Annotated in this window: 14 protein-coding genes; 10 read left to right on the forward strand and 4 right to left on the reverse strand. The window is 51.1% G+C overall.

What is annotated here, in order from left to right; translation table 11 throughout:
- Positions 1–106: 106 nt before the first annotated feature.
- A complete protein-coding gene (locus tag EHT87_RS14635) occupies positions 107–1,243 on the reverse strand; it encodes a Gfo/Idh/MocA family protein (protein ID WP_124908127.1) in 1,137 nt (378 codons plus the stop codon).
- 268 nt (positions 1,244–1,511) lie between these two features.
- On the opposite strand from EHT87_RS14635, the gene EHT87_RS14640 reads away from it, so the two are divergent.
- The 3 genes from EHT87_RS14640 to EHT87_RS14650 all read left to right on the forward strand — a co-directional run bounded on the left by EHT87_RS14640 (position 1,512) and on the right by EHT87_RS14650 (position 5,801).
- Positions 1,512–2,777, forward strand: a complete 1,266-nt coding sequence (locus EHT87_RS14640; protein WP_229321103.1) for an MFS transporter — start codon at positions 1,512–1,514, stop codon at positions 2,775–2,777.
- Positions 2,778–2,936: 159 nt separating this feature from the next.
- A complete protein-coding gene (locus tag EHT87_RS14645) occupies positions 2,937–3,179 on the forward strand; it encodes a hypothetical protein (RefSeq protein ID WP_124907403.1) in 243 nt (80 codons plus the stop codon).
- A gap of 354 nt (positions 3,180–3,533) precedes the next feature.
- Positions 3,534–5,801 carry an NADP-dependent malic enzyme gene (locus EHT87_RS14650; protein WP_124907404.1) on the forward strand — a complete coding sequence of 756 codons (2,268 nt, stop codon included), beginning with the start codon at positions 3,534–3,536 and terminating at the stop codon, positions 5,799–5,801.
- 73 nt (positions 5,802–5,874) lie between these two features.
- Here the strand turns inward: EHT87_RS14650 and EHT87_RS14655 are convergent, their stop codons facing one another.
- Entirely contained in the window at positions 5,875–6,372 is a 498-nt protein-coding gene (locus EHT87_RS14655) for a DUF4385 domain-containing protein (protein WP_124907405.1), read from the reverse strand.
- Positions 6,373–6,536: 164 nt separating this feature from the next.
- On the opposite strand from EHT87_RS14655, the gene EHT87_RS14660 reads away from it, so the two are divergent.
- The 3 genes from EHT87_RS14660 (at position 6,537) to EHT87_RS14670 (ending at position 10,582) form a co-directional block, all read left to right on the forward strand.
- Positions 6,537–7,025 (forward strand): RNA polymerase sigma factor, encoded by a 489-nt coding sequence (locus EHT87_RS14660; protein ID WP_124907406.1) that lies wholly within the window; start codon positions 6,537–6,539, stop codon positions 7,023–7,025.
- An 11-nt stretch (positions 7,026–7,036) separates the two neighbouring features.
- Positions 7,037–7,663: a hypothetical protein gene (locus EHT87_RS14665; protein WP_124907407.1), complete on the forward strand. Its 627-nt coding sequence runs from the start codon at positions 7,037–7,039 to the stop codon at positions 7,661–7,663.
- A gap of 348 nt (positions 7,664–8,011) precedes the next feature.
- On the forward strand, positions 8,012–10,582 hold the full coding sequence (locus EHT87_RS14670; RefSeq protein WP_124907408.1) for a TonB-dependent receptor: 2,571 nt from the start codon (positions 8,012–8,014) through the stop codon (positions 10,580–10,582).
- A gap of 356 nt (positions 10,583–10,938) precedes the next feature.
- Here EHT87_RS14670 and EHT87_RS14675 read toward each other — a convergent pair whose 3' ends face one another.
- Positions 10,939–11,859 (reverse strand): ROK family protein, encoded by a 921-nt coding sequence (locus EHT87_RS14675; protein WP_124907409.1) that lies wholly within the window; start codon positions 11,857–11,859, stop codon positions 10,939–10,941.
- A 215-nt stretch (positions 11,860–12,074) separates the two neighbouring features.
- On the opposite strand from EHT87_RS14675, the gene EHT87_RS14680 reads away from it, so the two are divergent.
- A complete protein-coding gene (locus tag EHT87_RS14680; protein WP_124907410.1) occupies positions 12,075–13,220 on the forward strand; it encodes an NAD(P)-binding protein in 1,146 nt (381 codons plus the stop codon).
- A 19-nt stretch (positions 13,221–13,239) separates the two neighbouring features.
- Here EHT87_RS14680 and EHT87_RS14685 read toward each other — a convergent pair whose 3' ends face one another.
- Positions 13,240–13,977: an SDR family oxidoreductase gene (locus tag EHT87_RS14685; protein ID WP_124907411.1), complete on the reverse strand. Its 738-nt coding sequence runs from the start codon at positions 13,975–13,977 to the stop codon at positions 13,240–13,242.
- Between the two features lie 457 nt (positions 13,978–14,434).
- Here EHT87_RS14685 and EHT87_RS14690 point away from each other — a divergent pair, with 457 nt between their 5' ends.
- The 3 genes from EHT87_RS14690 to EHT87_RS14700 all read left to right on the forward strand — a co-directional run bounded on the left by EHT87_RS14690 (position 14,435) and on the right by EHT87_RS14700 (position 16,348).
- The gene (locus EHT87_RS14690) at positions 14,435–14,614 is read left to right on the forward strand and encodes a hypothetical protein (RefSeq protein ID WP_124907412.1); all 180 of its coding nucleotides are present in this window, start codon (positions 14,435–14,437) and stop codon (positions 14,612–14,614) included.
- A 239-nt stretch (positions 14,615–14,853) separates the two neighbouring features.
- Positions 14,854–15,594 carry an SAM-dependent methyltransferase gene (locus tag EHT87_RS14695; RefSeq protein WP_124907413.1) on the forward strand — a complete coding sequence of 247 codons (741 nt, stop codon included), beginning with the start codon at positions 14,854–14,856 and terminating at the stop codon, positions 15,592–15,594.
- Between the two features lie 160 nt (positions 15,595–15,754).
- Entirely contained in the window at positions 15,755–16,348 is a 594-nt protein-coding gene (locus EHT87_RS14700) for a TetR/AcrR family transcriptional regulator (RefSeq protein ID WP_124907414.1), read from the forward strand.
- The last annotated feature ends 68 nt before the right edge of the window (positions 16,349–16,416 follow it).

Genomic DNA, 16,416 nt, shown 5'->3' on the forward strand with positions numbered 1-16,416 from the left:
GAGGTTGTTACACAGAGTTGATCAGAGAAAATCTGAGGTAATCAAAGTTTCTCTGGTTACCTCAGATTTTCTCTGATCAACTCTGTGTAACAACATTTTCAGTCTCTTATTCCACAAATTTCGTCCACTTCTCGCTGGACTGGTTCGACTGGAGCACGGTTTCGATGAAGGCCAGTCCGCGGATGCCGTCTTCGGCCGATGGGAAGTCGGCGTATAGAGGGTCAGGTTCCTTGCCTTCCATGACGCTCCGGAGCGTGACGGCAAAATTGCGGTACAGGTTGGCAAACGCTTCGAAGAACCCTTCGGGGTGGCCCGACGGAACCCGGATGTGGGCTTTGGCGGCTGCCGACAGTTCACCCACGGCCGGGCGGAAAATCCGTTGACCTTCCTGCGTTCGGTAAATCAGCGTATTCGGCTCCATCTGCCGCCATTCCAGCCCGCCGAGTTCGCCGTAAATCCGGATATTGAGCGCATTTTCCTCGCCGTTGGCAATCTGGCTGGCGTGCAAAACGCCTTTGACACCGTCTTCAAAATGCAGCAGCACGTTACCGTCGTCATCCAGTTTGCGCCCCTCGACAAAAATGGTCAGATCGGCACACAACTCGGTGATTTTCAAACCCGTGATGTATTCAGCCAGGTTCTCGGCGTGGGTTCCGATGTCGCCCATACAACCAGCCGCGCCCGATTGTGCCGGGTCGGTCCGCCAGATGGCCTGTTTATAGGAAGTGGCTTCTTCGAGTTTCGAAAGCCAGCCCTGCGGATATTCCACCACCACTTTGCGGAGTTTGCCCAGTTTACCGCTCCGCACCATTTCCCGGGCCTCTTTCACCATCGGATATCCGGTATAATTATGCGTCAGGCAGAACAGTTTGCCGGTTTCTTTCACGATGCGGGCGAGTTCTTTCGCTTCCGCTAAATTGAGGGTCATCGGTTTATCGCATACCACGTGAAAACCGTTTTCGAGGGCCAGTTTAGCCGGGGGAAAGTGCATGTGATTCGGCGTCACAATCGACACAAAATCCATCCGCTCGCCTTCCGGCAATTCCTTTTCTTTCAAAATCATTTCTTCAAAACTGCCGTAAACACGCTCGTCGGGCAAATAAAGAGCGTATCCGGTGGCTTTTGATTTTTCCGGATTGGAGCTAAAAGCCCCGCAGACCAGTTCGATTTCGCCGTCGAAAACAGCGGCCCGGCGGTGGACGGCCCCAATGAAGGCTTCGAGGCTTCCGCCAATCATGCCCATCCGAATCTTTCTGTGCGCCATAATATAGTTCTACTGAAGGTTTGGTTTGATTTGTTGATTTCTACCTGATTATTTTGGGTTTACAAAAGGTGAAGGTTTGGAAAATCAGTTCCTACTAATCCACCCTCCAAAAATCTAAAATATAAAATCAGAGAATTTAGCCGGGAAATTAGCACGTTTACTTATTTTTCGGAAATTTTGTATATTTCCATTCAATAAAACTTAGCTTTAACCACAAATTTTTCAACTAAACCCCTACAATACACTTATGGCGACACTCACGGCGACTATGCCTGTCAACCAAAGCCGACTTTTCAATGCCAGTTGTTTTGCACTTATTACCACGGCCTTTTCCTTCAGTATCCGGGCCGGTATTCTGCCCCAATTAGGTACTGAATTTGGGTTGTCGGCAACGCAGTTAGGCGTTATCAATTCCATGTTCTTTTTTGGCTTTCCCATTTCAATGATCATCGGCGGTCTGGTCTATCACTCCGTTGGCCCCAAAATCATTATGATGGTTGCCGTTATTGCCCACACGCTGGGTATTTTGCTGACCATTTATTCGGGTGGATACGTGGGTTTGCTGGTCTCAACCTTCTTTATCGGGTTTGGCAACGGTTGTACGGAAGCCGCCTGTAACCCGATGATCGCGGACATGTATACCGGTTCGAAAATGAACAAAATGCTGAGCCGGTTTCACATGTGGTTTCCCGGTGGAATCGTACTGGGCAGCTTGATATCCAAATTCATGACGGATGCCGGCCAACCGTGGCAGGCGCAAATCTGGGTCATCATGATCCCGACGGTCATTTACGCCTTTCTGTATTTTGGACAGGCTTTTCCACAACCACGCGTTGAAGGCGTTACGTCACTGGGCAAAAACTTCGCAGCCATGCTGACGCCCTTATATATTTTTATCTTCTGCTGCATGGCTCTGACGGCCATCACCGAATTTGGTCCGCAGCAGTGGGTTGGTTTAATTATGGCCAAGAGTGGTGCCAGCCCGATGCTGATTCTGGCGCTGGTGACGGGTCTGATGGCGATCGGCCGGTTTTTCGCAGGACCCATCGTCCATAAATTCGACCAAACCGGGGTGTTACTGGGTTCAGCGGTATTCGCCACCATTGGGATCTATTTGTTCAGCACCCAAACGGGAACTTCGGCTTACATTGCCGCCGTATTCTTCGCCATTGGTGTTTGCTACTTCTGGCCAACCATGATCGGTTTTGTGGCCGAAAACATTCCGCTGAGCGGAGCACTCGGTATGTCCATCGTGGGCGGTGTCGGTATGTTGTCAACGTCTATTTTCCAAACCATCATCGGTGGCTGGATTGACGAAGAACGGGCCGAAAAATCCGCAGCAGGCCTGAGCGGAGATGCCCTGGAATTAGCCGCCGGGCAAGCTACGCTGGTCAAAATGACCACCTTCCCGATCATTCTCATTGTGGCTTTCACCGTTCTATGGTTCATTATGCGCAACCGGAAACCCGGACATGGTAATGAAGCACTGGCTAATCAGCAACCTCAGTTATAAGTAAAAAATAGTCGGCCTGACAGCTGTTAGCAGGCCGACTATTTTTTTTGGTAGTTTTTAGAGAAAAATTGGCATTATTTATCAAATATTTTTATTTTTGACTTATCGATAAGTATGTATTGCCCGTAACCAAGTATTTTCCCTAAACAGACATTGCCAATGAGTCACTTAACCCAAACCCGTGAATGGCCTTCCCTGAAATTATCGCGCTGGCAAGTTGTTCAGTTGTCGGTTCTTTCACTCCTGATTGCAGCAATGTCTTTATGGAGATTTCAGTATGAGCAAGTGTTACCTAAAATCACCCCGGCCCAAATCATGATGGAAGATCATGCGTCCTGGAATGATCAGTCATTTGCCAAAACCACTTTACCAAACCCTTCTATCCTTAAATCACAACTCTAATTTTTTTGATTTGATCGTAACTTTACTACCTATCTCTATCTTGTACGACCCGATGACCCGCCATTTCGGCGGGTTATTTTTTTGCTCCTGTCTAAACCCATACGAAGTTAACCGGTGTCCAAATCTCCACTGACGCAGACCACCAAATCCGCGGTCGACAACAAATGCGGGAAGAATTAAACGCCGGTTTTAAGACAACCTGGTCAGCCCTTCCGGCCTGCGTATTCCGGTGCATCAGAGCTGGTAGCCGGGCCGCAAGACCTCTTTTTTTGGGAGCGGTTTCATCATTTTCTTCTTACCTTAGCGGCCCAACGATCCAATCGACTACCATCCATTAACCTTGACCTCATCTTTATGGAGAAGAAAATCCGCCGGGAAGACGCCCTCGAATACCACGCAAAAGGACGTCCTGGTAAAATTGAAGTAATTCCCACCAAAGAATACAGTACTCAACGTGACCTTTCTCTTGCTTACTCACCGGGCGTTGCCGAACCCTGTCTGGCCATCGCCGAAAACATCGAAGACGTCTATAAATACACCGCCAAAGGAAACCTGGTAGCGGTTATCAGCAACGGCAGTGCGGTATTAGGTCTGGGCGACATTGGCCCCGAAGCTGGCAAACCCGTTATGGAAGGCAAAGGACTGCTGTTCAAGATTTACGCCGACATCGATGTATTTGATATTGAACTGAATACGAAAAATGTGGACGAGTTTGTCCGCACCGTCAAAATTCTCGAACCGACGTTCGGCGGGGTCAATCTGGAGGACATCAAAGCCCCGGAATGTTTCGAGATCGAGGAGCGGCTCAAAAAAGAGCTGAACATTCCGGTCATGCACGACGACCAGCACGGAACGGCCATCATCTCGGCTGCTGCGTTGCTGAATGCGCTCGAAATTATTGGTAAAAAAATCGAAGACGTCAAAATTGTCGTCAACGGAGCAGGAGCGTCGGCCATTTCCTGCTCAAAGTTATACATTGCGCTGGGTGCGAAAGTCGAAAACTTCGTCATGTGCGACAGCAAAGGCGTTATTCGTTCGGATCGCAGCGACCTCGATGAACGCAAAAGCCTGTTTGTGACGACCCGGAATCTATACACGCTCCAGGAAGCGATGGTGGATGCCGACGTCTTTATCGGACTGTCGAAAGGCAATGTCGTTACGCAGGACATGGTGCGCTCGATGGCGAAGGACGCGATCGTTTTTGCCATGGCGAACCCCACGCCCGAAATTTCGTACCCCGAAGCGGTGGAAGCCCGCCCGGATATCATCATGGCGACGGGGCGTTCCGACTATCCCAACCAGGTCAACAACGTGCTGGGTTTTCCGTTCATTTTTCGGGGCGCGCTGGACGTTCGGGCCACGGAAATCAACGAAGCCATGAAACTGGCCGCCGTTCACGCGCTGGCCGATCTGGCGAAAAAATCCGTTCCCGATCTGGTCAATCTGGCCTACGGCGAATCGAATCTGATGTTTGGCCGCAAGTATATCATTCCCAAACCGGTCGATCCGCGTTTGCTGACTACCGTGGCACCCGCCGTGGCCCAGGCCGCGATGGATTCTGGCGTTGCCAAGCACCCGATAACGGATTGGGAAGCCTACGAACACCAACTGGCCCACCGCCTGGGTCAGGATAATCAGATTTCACGCGTCATTCTGAACAAAGCCAAATCGAATCCGAAGCGGGTGGTTTTTGCAGATGCCGAAAACCTGAAAGTACTGAAAGCCGCCCAACAGGTTCGGGATGAAGGCATTGCGTTCCCGATCCTGCTCGGTGAAGTCAGCCGGATTCGTACGCTGATTACGGAAAACAACCTGGATTTAGGGAACGTACCGATTCTGGACCCCCGCGCCCCGGAGCAGGATGAATTGATCCAGAAGTTCAGCGAACTGTATTACGAGAAACGGAAACGCAAGGGCATCAACGCGACAGAAGCGAAAAAGCAGATGTATTACCGGAATTATTTCGGGGTTATGATGGTGGAAGCCGGTGAAGCCGACGCCGTTATTTCGGGCCTGACGCGCAATTATCCCGACACGATTCGTCCGGCTTTGCAGGTGATTGGCAAGGAAGCCGGGGTGAAAAAAGTAGCCGGCATGTATATTCTGCTGACCAAACGCGGGCCACTGTTTTTCTCCGATACGACGGTCAACTTCAACCCGACCGTTGAGGAAATTGTCGAAATTACGGAACTGACCGCCAAAGCCGTCGAACGGTTCAACATCAAACCCCGGATTGCGCTCGTTTCCTATTCCAACTTCGGGAGTGCCAAAGGCGAAGACGCGCTGAAAATGAACCAGGCCGTCGAAATCCTGCAACGCAAACACCCGGAACTGATCGTCGACGGTGAAATTCAGGCCCACCTGGCGTTCAATACCGACCTGCTGAAACTGAATCATCCGTTCAGTAAACTGGTGGAAGAAGGTGCCAACACGCTGATTTTTCCGAATTTGTCAGCTTCCAACATCGCCTACAACCTCATGACGGAATCCGCCGGTTTCGACGCCATCGGCCCCATTCTACTGGGTCTGCGCAAACCGGTTCATGTGCTGCAACTCGGCAGTTCCGAACGCGAAATCGTCAACATGGTCGCCATCGCGGTGGTCGAAGCACAGGGAAAATGAGTTTTAAAGAATGATGAGTTATGAATGATGAATGTCCTGATTTAGCCATTCATCGTTCATCATTCATAACTCATCATTCTTTTTCTTGCCATTCCTTCCGCATCCTTTTATACTCCGGGTCTTCGCGGGCCTGGAGGTATTTTTCGCGGAAGATGGCGGCACTTTCGGCTTTGACCGGATCGGCATCGAGTGGTAACTGATCCCGGCCGTGGCTTCCGCTGCGGCCTTTTTTGTCGTCGGGAACCGGGCCGTCGTATTTCTGGCCGGTTCGGTGGTTGGCATACCGCCGGGAACGCGTCACGCCCATTTGCAGGAATTTCCGGGCCATGTCCATGCCGACAAAATCGCCGTTTTTTTTGTAGTCGAGAAATAACTGAAAAATCTTCTCCGACGACTCGCGGGCAATCTCCGGGGTCTTAAACCGCCAATGGGGCAGAATTTCCGATTTATACGGCTCCACGAGCAGAACGCCCTGTTCGCCTTTCCCAACCTGATACAGCTCGGGTTGCTCGCGCAGATTTAACTCTTTGTAATTCAGGCTGTAGTCGAATTTCTTTTGCTCGCTTTTCATAAGATCGGAACAGGTTTTGAATAAACTCATTCCGCCGGTTTTGGTTTGTTCACTTCGGCCGACATTGCCCCTCTCCCGAACGGATCTAACCTTTTTTCTCCATCTTGTAATATTTCCAGGCTTCCCGCGACTAATACCGTGAAAGCCTCAAAATGCAGTCTGTGATGGAAAAAGAATTTGTCAGCCTGCTGAACCAGCACCCCGGTATTCTCTACAAAGTCTGTTCGCTGTACTGCCAGGAACCGGACGACCGGAAGGACCTTTTTCAGGAGATTGTTTTGCAACTCTGGAAGGCCTATCCGGCCTTCAAAAGCGAATCGGCGGTGACGACCTGGATGTACCGGATCGCGCTGAATACCGCCATTTCCAATTACCGCAAAAAGGTCGGAAAACCGCAAGCGGTTTCTTTCTCAGAACTGGAATTTCAGATTCCTGATTTAAAGGATGACGCGCCGGATGAAGAACTCAGCCTGCTTTACGCATCCATCGAACAGCTTTCACCCGTCGAAAAAGCCGTCATCACCCTGTATCTAGACGACAACAGTTACGACGAAATGGCGGCCATTCTTGGTATTTCCAAATCCAATGTGGGCGTCAAGCTAAACCGCATCAAAACGAAATTAGAAAGAATAATCAAATCGACAACCCGTTAACAATCAGCCTTATGAACCTGGATGAATTAAAATCGACCTGGAAAGCCTACGACGAGAAGATCCTGGTTAGCCAGAAATTGAGCGAACAACTGGTGTTCCTGATGATAAAAGACCGCTCGAAAGGCACCCTCGCCAGAATGGAACGGAACCTGAAACTGGCAGGTTTCATCATGACCGCCGTCGTATTCTTCTTCACTGCGGCCATCGCCGGTAATGCCTTCGATTATACAAGCTGGTATTTTTACATTCCGTCCGTCCTGTATATTGTTTTGGCCCTTGTTGCGTTGGTGATAGTTATCAAAAATGTCCGTAATCTGAGTCACGTTGATCTCAGTCGGCAGAACTTATACGACAGCCTGAAAACCGTTCTTCGGTGGCACGAAAAAGCCCAGGCTGCCTTGTCGAGAGTCTGGCTGCTGTGCATGCTGTCCGGTTTTCTGTTTGGGGTTTCCATGGTGGCCCGGAACGTTGAAGCGTATGGAACCACGAAGGTTATTCTGCTGCTGGGAGGACAAACCGCGGTTATTCTTTTGCTTTATGCAGCCGCCCGGTGGCTATTCCATGCCTTTGAAGATACCCACGGCAACGAATTAAGGGAAAGTCTTCAGGAAATGGAGCAGCTTAAAACCGGAATGTAACCATCTGCCTCCCGCTCGTCCGGCCTGTTGTCCGTTCAAACCAGTGATTAAATCCGTGAATTGGGCTTACCCCAAAATACAGGGGGTCTATCCTTCAAAAACCGCCATTCATCGAATAGTGGGTTCAAAGTCTTTTTCCTGACGTAAATTTGTGTCGTTCTTTTCAGGTAAGAAGTACAATCCGTTCATCCATTTAACCTACCACCTGAAGGTCTGATTTTGCCGTTCTACATTTTAAAGAGCACTTCGATCCGGCCAGCTGTCTTATGGAATGAACTTACCAATATCTTTGTATAATTCTATTTAACCATCCAAATCTGACTTCCAACACACTATTATATCAAAATTATGAAAAAGTTTATACTTTTTAGTATTATTTTATGCTCCACACTTTCGTTTGCCCAGCCGCCCGCGGGTAATCCTCAGGGTGGTGCTCGCCCGGCACCGGTTATCCCCGGAACGGTCAATCCGGATGCGCCCCGTGGGAACGGCAAAATCTCGGGAACCCTGATCGACTCAACAACCAGTAAACCCGTCGAATTTGCGACCATCGCTTTGTTAAGCGTACAAACCGGCAAACCCATCGACGGAACGACCAGCGATGAAAAAGGAAAATTTTCGTTAACCAAACTCCTGCCGGGCGAATACCGGTTGCAGGTTTCTTTTCTGGGTTACAGAAACAAGGAAACCGGTAAGTTAAAAATTGAGCGCGGTACCGACATCAATGTCGGAAATGTGATGCTCGCTCCGGATGTGAAAACGTTGCAGGAAGTGAACGTGGTTGGCCAAACGCAAATCGTCGAGGAGAAAGTTGACCGGCTGGTTTACAACGCCGAAAAAGACATTACCAACAAAGGCGGAGACGCGTCGGAAGTGATGCGAAAAGTCCCGATGCTGTCGGTCGATCTCGACGGAAACGTGACCTTGCGCGGGAGCAGCAACGTCCGGGTTTTGATCAATAACAAACCGTCAACGATTGTGGCCGCCAGTGTGGCCGATGCGCTGAAACAGATTCCGGCGGATATGATCAAGTCGGTGGAAGTCATTACGTCACCGTCGGCGAAATACGATGCGGAAGGGTCGGCCGGTATTATCAACATCATTACCAAGAAAAACACCTTGCAGGGATTGACCCTGAACATGGATGCGGGCGTCGGCAACCGGGGTTCCAACCTCGGCCTGAACGGGAATTACCGCGCCGGAAAAATGGGCTTCTCACTGGGCGGTTTTGGCCGAGCCAATTATAACATCAAAGGCGGTTTTGAAAACACGCAACGGAGCTTTTTCGAAGGGGTGACGACCGAAACCCGCCAGATGGCCGACACAAAGAATCAGTTTATTTTCGGGAATTACCAACTGGGCTTCGACTACGATCTGGCTAAAAATCAAAGCATTACGGCTTCGTTGCGGTATGGCGCACAAAACGGGAAAACGTCGCAGAACCTGTCAACCGTTTTCTTTCCGGGAGGCTTACTTCCGCAACAAGCATCACGGCGGGACGTCGATATCAAGAACCTGTCGGGAACCGTCGATTTGAACGTCGATTATACGAGAACGTTCAAAAAACCGCAGCAAGAGTTCAGCATTCTGACCCAGTTCAGCCGCAATAACCGGACAAATGATTACGAAGCCGATCTGTTTGGCAGTTCGTCGACCCTAACCGGCCGCGACCGCAACGACAACCTGAGTTACAACCAGGAATCGACCATCCAGATTGATTACCAGACGCCCGTAAAAGCCAACCAACTGGTTGAATTTGGTGGAAAAGGCATCTTCCGGCAGGTTGACAGTGATTATAAGTATTTTCTTTCTACCGGTCCGACCGGCGAATACAGTCAGAATCCGAACCGCCCCAACAACGGTCTGGATTACGACCAGAACGTAGCTGCCACCTATTTTTCGTACACCTACACGTCGAAAACCAAGTACACGATCAAGGCCGGTGCACGGTATGAATACACGATGATCAACGCCAATTTCCGCTCGGAAACGCCGGGCCAGTCGATCGACATTCCGAGTTACGGCAATCTGGTTCCGAGTATCAACATTTCAAAATCACTGAAAGGTGGTAAAACGGTAAAGATTGCGTACAACCGGCGGTTACAGCGGCCCGGTATCCAGTTCCTGAATCCGAACATCAATGCGGCTAACCCGCAAAACATCACCTTCGGAAACCCGTATCTGGCCCCGGAATTGACCGACAATGTCGAACTCAGCACGAGTGCCTACATCAAGAAAACGTACCTGAACGTCTCGCTGTTTGCCCGCCGGACGGACAACTCCATCGAGAGCGTTCGGACCACGAGTCAGGATGGGGTCATCACGACGACATACCAGAATATCGGACATAAAGAAAATTACGGTGCCAACGTATTTGGTAACATCAGCCTTTTCACAAAATGGCAGATTGGCGGTGGCGCCGACGCTTATTACTCCTACATCACCAACAACAGCCCCACGCCATCGCTCAACGCGAGCAACTCCGGGGTGGTGGTAACGGGCCGGATGTTTACGAGCCTGGCGCTCAAAAAAGGCTGGGGTGTCCAGGGATTTGGTTTCGTTCAGGGACGGAGCGTTCAATTGCAAGGCTATCAAACCGGTTTTGCGTTCTATAGTCTGGGCGTTAAAAAGGACATTAAAGACGCCAAAGGACAGACGAAAGGCAGTTTGGGTTTGGCGGGCGAAAACTTCCTGACCAATCCGTTCAAAATGCGGACGGAACTCAGCTCGCCCACGTTCCAGCAGAGCAACATCAACTACTTCTATAACCGGGGGATTCGCTTGACCTTCAGCTACCGGATTGGTAAAATGAGTTTCGACCAACCCAAACGCCCGAAAAAATCCGTCAACAACGACGACGTAAAAGGGGGCGGTGACGGCGGTGGTCAGCCACAATCCGGCGGAGCTGCGAAACAGTAAGAGTTAAGAGTTAACAAGTCGTCTGAGCTAGGGGCAAGCCCTGGAAGGGCGGTCTGTTGATAGAAAATAGAACAATCAAATACCGTTAGCTCCGGAGAAGCGGTCTGGGAAACATCCTCAGGCCGCCCCTCCGGAGCTAATCGCTTAAGGACTCTCTGGCAACTAGTAACAGCAAACCCCTCCGGGGTTAATTCAAACACTTTCTAAAAATTAATCCGTCAGCCATTCGTGCGGGCGACCAACTGTTAACCGCATGGGCGTCGGACAGACGATGCCGCCCCCTCTCAACTCTTAACCACACGGGGGTGTCGGCCGGCCGATACCGCCCGTCTTAACCCTAAACTCTTAATTCTTAACTACAACATGGCTGCGCCGAAAACGCCGGCGCTGTCGCCCAGTTTGGGTTTCAGGAAATTGGTGCTGAGCCGGCCTTCGTTGAAGACGTATTTTTTGGCCCGTTCAACGCCTTCGGTATACAGCAGATCGATGTTGCCAACGCCCCCGCCCAGGACAATGGCATCCGGATCGAGAACGTTGATAATGACTGAAATAGCCCTTCCGAAGTTTTCCAAAAGCCGGTCGATGGTTTGTGTCGCATAGGGATCGATACCGGCCTGATGGCGCTCGACAATCTCTTTCATCTTGCGGCTTTCTCCACTCACATCCTTGTAGTACCGCTGCAGCGCCGGGCCCGAGAAAACCTGCTCGTTGCAGCCCCGTTTGCCGCAATAGCACGGATACCCGTTTTCTTCCAGGATAATATGGCCCCATTCGCCACCGATGCCCTGCAGGCCGTTCTGCACAAAGGGCTGGCCGTCTTTCCCGCGAAAAACCACCCCGCCACCGACGCCTGTACCCATAATGACGCCGAAAACCGCCCGGAAATCCGGCACAATCTCCGGCACCGCACCCAGGGTTGCCTCGGCCAGGGCGAAGCAGTTGGCATCATTGGCAATGCTCACCGGAACGCCGAGCACCTTCGCCAGTTCCTGCGGCAGTGGCATCCCGTTCAGGCAGGTGGTGTTGGAGCCCTTCATGACTTGCCGGGCGGGATCGAATGTGCCGGGGGTGCCAAATCCGATGTGGTCGGGCTGGTAACCGGTTTCGGCCTTTAGCTGGTTGACAAGGCTGGTAATCTGATTGACAATATGTTGATAGCCCTTTTCAGCTTCGGTATCGATGCGTTTCCGAATTACAACGGCGTCGGGCGAAGGGGCTGATAACACAACGCCTTCAATTTTGGTACCGCCCAGATCAATACCCCAATACGTTTTCATGCCAGGATTTAGAAATAAATGTTCCGCGAATTACGATTTTTTGCCGAAAACCTCCCAATTTAAAAAAATTAAAGTTCGGCCTGGTGCGGCAGGCAGGGCCGCATTCAAAGACCGTTAAAGCAATCTTTTCTCCGAATTCTTCTCCTTCTTGAATCCGTACCGGGAGAAACGTGTTGAGGTAAACGACGTTATTTCCATCCTTGATCCTGATTGATATGAGTACTCTTTCAACCTACGATGCGATTATTGTCGGCGGAGGTCCGGCGGGAAGTACCTGCGCTTCCATCCTGGTACGTTCCGGCTTGCGTACGCTCATCCTCGACAGTGCCCATTTCCCGCGCGTCAAACTCTGCGCAGGCTGGCTTTCGGCACCGGTTTGGGACGTGCTCGGCCTGTCTCCCACCGAATATACTCCTGGGCTCTGGGCGTGGAACCAGGTTCACATCAACTTCCGGGGCAAGAAATACACCGTAAAATCGAACGGCTATTTTGTGCGCCGGTATGAATTTGATGATTTTCTCCTGCGACGGAGCAATGCCGAGATTCTGGAAGGGTATTTTGTCAGACAGATCGAACGGGATTCCGAAGGCTATTGGGTGCTCAACAACCAATTTCGGGCGAAGTATCTGGTTGGTGCCGGTGGCAGCCATTGCCCGGTCGCCCGCGCTTTATTTCCCAAACCCGACAACCAGCCCTGCGGAACCCAGGAGCGGGAATTCGAGGGAATCCCGGAGGACATTGCAGCTTCGCGCGCCGGGGCGGATGGCGAACCGGAAATCCTGCTGCACGACGACATGAAGGGGTATTCCTGGAATATTCCCAAGGGCTCCTGGCTGAACGTCGGCACCGGCACGACGGTGGCCCGGGAAGTCGTGCCAGCCTGGAACAAAGCCCGGGCGTTTTTCGAGGGCGTCACGGGAAGGCGGGCCACCATTCCGGTTTCAGCCCGCCCCATGCTGGAAAAAATGAAGGGACACGGTTATCTCGCTTTCCACCCCAATCGACTGCGGACCTGTCAGCACGACAACGCCTTTCTGGTCGGTGATGCGCTGGGACTGGCGCAACCGATGACGGGCGAAGGCATTTTGCCCGCCCTGCTCTCGGGAAAAATCTGCGGGATGGCTATTGCCGAAGGAGCACCCGAAACCTACAGTGAACGGCTGCGAAATCATCCGGTTATTAGCGACTACCGAATCCTGTATTCGTTTCAACAACTGGTAAAAAAAATCCTTCAGGGCCGAAGCTCGAAAAAACAGCCTGCATCAAGCCTTTCCGACCGGCTTTTTGTGCGCGTCTTCGCCTATCTGTTTTCGGGTAAAAGCATACCGGGCAGCCGCATTTTCGCAGCCATGAGGACGTAGCCGATAGAAGGCTCCTGCCCTAACGGTTGTTCATCCGGTTGAACTGTTCATCCAGTTCCTGACGGGAAGCCTTCCGGTTTTTCTCCGAAGTACCGTAACCGATTTCCAGATCGCCCTGCTCCAGCCGGTGCATCACCGCATCGGCAAATTCGTCGACCGGTACGCCGAACGTGTGCAATCCCGGCCCGCCCAAATCCGTATTCACGGCGGGTGGTATCACCTCAATCACCCGGATGCTGGTGGTCGCCAGCTGGTGCCGCAGCGATTGGGTAAAGGAGTGCAGGGCGGCTTTCGTAGCACAATAGACCGGCACCATCGCCAGCGGGGCAAACGCCAGGCCCGACGAAACGGTGATAAACGCCGAATTGGCCTGCCGACTCAGATCGGGGATCAGCAAAACGGTCAGATGAATGGGCGCTTCCAGATTGATGGCGATTTCCTGCTGGTAAGTACTCCAATCTTTGGGTGGCTGCGTCAATGACAACCGCTGCTGAATTCCGGCATTGTGAACCACCACATTGAGCGTGGGGAATTCGCTGCGCAACCGGTCAACCAGCGCCAGTCGCTCCGATTCCTGAGCCAGATCGCCAACGTGATAGTGTAAACCCGGGTGCTTTTGCTGCGCTTCCCGAAGCTTGTCCTCGTTGCGTCCGCAAATGATCACCTCGCTGCCCGCCGTCAGAAAACGTTCGGCCAGGGCCAAACCAATACCGGATGCTCCGCCGGTAACTAATACCGTATTCTTTGATAAGTTCATAGCATTGATGGAATTTAAATTGATTTTCAGCGCAAAATAACCGTTCTCCCCGTTGAATTTGTCTGCCGGGTTTTGGCGGTTTTGGCGTCACGAACACCCAAGATACAACTTCGCCTACACCGACGTACTCCCGGCGGTTTGAATCGTTGGTTAACAGCACCATACTTATTTTGCGGGAAAAAAAATTGCTTTTGCAAAGGAGAAACCCGCCACTAATTCATCTTTATTCAGGCGCAATCTTTTCTTTAGTTCCGAACGCTTAACAATTGAATTATCAGCAGAAAACAGGCAAAAAAGCGATCAAATCATTAAATTATTTTGTTATAAAACAGATCCCTATCCGTACAATTACCTCGCATAACCAACCCGATACAGGTTGTTCCCGTTATGGAATTGGGAGGCTCGATGGGAGGTTTGCCAACGGGCTCGAAAATTTATCGTTACCCAACAGATACTCATGAAAAAGCACATTCAACTTGAACTGACTGAAGCTGAAGCTCAGATGCTGGCCTTCCTGTTGCATACGGCCACGGATCAGTTTCACGCCAGTAAAGTTCTCCGGGAACGGGCCAAAATCAGTTTAAAGGACTTAAGAACGGCCGAAACCGTGAGGAGGAAATTAACGCACGTGAAATAACCTCGATACCGAAGAGTTTGGCCCGCCGGAACGGCCCCGGCGGGTTTTTCTTTGTCCTCCACTGACCAGGCGATGAACAGAACGCGGCTGGTTCTAATTTTTACGGAAAACCACCAATTCGGGCGGGTCAATTACTACTTTTGGCAGTCTAAACAAGCCGTATGGGCGCACGACGCAGCCGCAAGCCCCTTCCAATTTTCTCAAAATCCCCAACCATCCCTACAAACAGCGATTTAAAAATGGCCTGGTACGAAAACTTTTTTAATGGGCTGGTGCAGGAAGCCTGGAAAGCCGCCCAAACCGAAGAGCAAACCGAACTGGAATGCGACTTTCTGAATGATGTGCTGGAATTGCAACCCGGTCAGCGGGTGCTCGACATCTTTTGCGGACACGGCCGACACGCGCTCGAACTCGCCCGGCTGGGGTATGCCGTAACCGGTGTCGATATTTCAACCGAATCCATCCTGGAGGTGCAGAAGGTGGCCAAACGCGAAAAATTACCCGTAGAAGCGATTGCCGGCGACTTTCTGGCCCTGGATCTGGAAGGCGGTTTTCAGGCTGCGTATTGTTTTGGTAACAGTTTCAGCTTCTTTCCGCACGATCAGATGCTGCTTTTTCTGCAAAAAATTGCGGACCAGCTCCCGACTGGTGGCCGGTTTGCGGCCGAAACCGCCATGATTGCCGAGAGTGTGCTGCCCGATTTTCAGGAACGAAGCTGGATGCAGGCCGGTGATATTACGTTCCTGATGGAGAATAACTATGATGCGCGCCAGAGCTGCATCAATGCCCAGCTGACGTATTTGCGAAACGGTCAGTCGGTTCAGCGTCAGGCCCGTCACTACGTTTACACGATCGCCGAATTGCACCGTCTGTTCGAGAAAGCCGGTCTGACTATCACCGAACAGTTTGGCAACCTGGATGGCTCGGAATTTTTACTGGGTGACGACCGGCTGCTGCTGGTCGCCCAAAAAATGGAATGAATCGAATTGACGCTGAATTGGTTCAGGTTCGCGAACGAGTAATCAGATTATTTATTGCAATTTTTGAATTTTTGAAAGAATAATTGGTGGTAAGTTAGACGGTTTGGCGACTTATGTGTAGTTTAACGGCGACTTAACACTGTTAACTTGACGTAACTGGATGGAGACACTTGAGCGCAAGCAACGTAGCCGGGAGCAAACCCGCTCCGGAATTGTTTTGACCGCTAAAGACATTGCTCGCCGTGAAGGATGGCAAGCTGTGTCGATCCGCAAGATTGCCGACGCCATTGATTATAGTGCGCCGATTGTTTACGAATACTTCGATAGTAAAGATATTCTGCTGGATGAAATCCGGAATGAAGGGTTTCACCACTTACGACTTGAGTACGAACGCATCAAGAAAGTATACCGCGATCCGGAGAAACGGTTGTTCGAAATGTCGATTGTGCAGTGGCAATTTGCCATGGCGCAACCCGAAATTTACGAGGTCATGTATAATCTGAATGGCGCTTACTGTGTGCTTCCGGTCCGCGATTCCGTCGAGGTGGAAGCCATCAGTACCATCATCCGGGAAATTATATTCACCTTCATTCCCAAGTCGCAGGAAAGTATTCAGAAGCTCTATTTTGAGTGGTGGTCGCTATCGCACGGTATGATTACGCTCGCCATGATGCTTCGCGAACGCCAGCCTTTGGAACAATCGGAGCAGGTTTACCGCGACTCCATCCGCCGGTTTGTCCGCGGACTGCGGTAATCTATCCGGTATTGGTACGACTGAACGATAAAGGTCTGATTGGTTTTACCGGTCGGTCTTCATCGTTC

Origin of the sequence: Larkinella knui, assembly GCF_003858645.1 — a bacterium.
In the GTDB taxonomy this organism is placed as follows: domain Bacteria; phylum Bacteroidota; class Bacteroidia; order Cytophagales; family Spirosomataceae; genus Larkinella; species Larkinella knui.

Coding starts and splice junctions, on each gene's coding strand:
- EHT87_RS14695 (WP_124907413.1), top strand. CDS start 14,854: ATGGCCTGGTACGAAAACTTTTTTAATGGGCTGGTGCAGGAAGCCTGG.
- EHT87_RS14685 (WP_124907411.1), bottom strand. CDS start 13,977: ATGAACTTATCAAAGAATACGGTATTAGTTACCGGCGGAGCATCCGGT.
- EHT87_RS14660 (WP_124907406.1), top strand. CDS start 6,537: ATGGAAAAAGAATTTGTCAGCCTGCTGAACCAGCACCCCGGTATTCTC.
- EHT87_RS14665 (WP_124907407.1), top strand. CDS start 7,037: ATGAACCTGGATGAATTAAAATCGACCTGGAAAGCCTACGACGAGAAG.
- EHT87_RS14675 (WP_124907409.1), bottom strand. CDS start 11,859: ATGAAAACGTATTGGGGTATTGATCTGGGCGGTACCAAAATTGAAGGC.
- EHT87_RS14700 (WP_124907414.1), top strand. CDS start 15,755: ATGGAGACACTTGAGCGCAAGCAACGTAGCCGGGAGCAAACCCGCTCC.
- EHT87_RS14690 (WP_124907412.1), top strand. CDS start 14,435: ATGAAAAAGCACATTCAACTTGAACTGACTGAAGCTGAAGCTCAGATG.
- EHT87_RS14680 (WP_124907410.1), top strand. CDS start 12,075: ATGAGTACTCTTTCAACCTACGATGCGATTATTGTCGGCGGAGGTCCG.
- EHT87_RS14655 (WP_124907405.1), bottom strand. CDS start 6,372: ATGAAAAGCGAGCAAAAGAAATTCGACTACAGCCTGAATTACAAAGAG.
- EHT87_RS14650 (WP_124907404.1), top strand. CDS start 3,534: ATGGAGAAGAAAATCCGCCGGGAAGACGCCCTCGAATACCACGCAAAA.
- EHT87_RS14640 (WP_229321103.1), top strand. CDS start 1,512: ATGGCGACACTCACGGCGACTATGCCTGTCAACCAAAGCCGACTTTTC.
- EHT87_RS14635 (WP_124908127.1), bottom strand. CDS start 1,243: ATGGGCATGATTGGCGGAAGCCTCGAAGCCTTCATTGGGGCCGTCCAC.
- EHT87_RS14645 (WP_124907403.1), top strand. CDS start 2,937: ATGAGTCACTTAACCCAAACCCGTGAATGGCCTTCCCTGAAATTATCG.
- EHT87_RS14670 (WP_124907408.1), top strand. CDS start 8,012: ATGAAAAAGTTTATACTTTTTAGTATTATTTTATGCTCCACACTTTCG.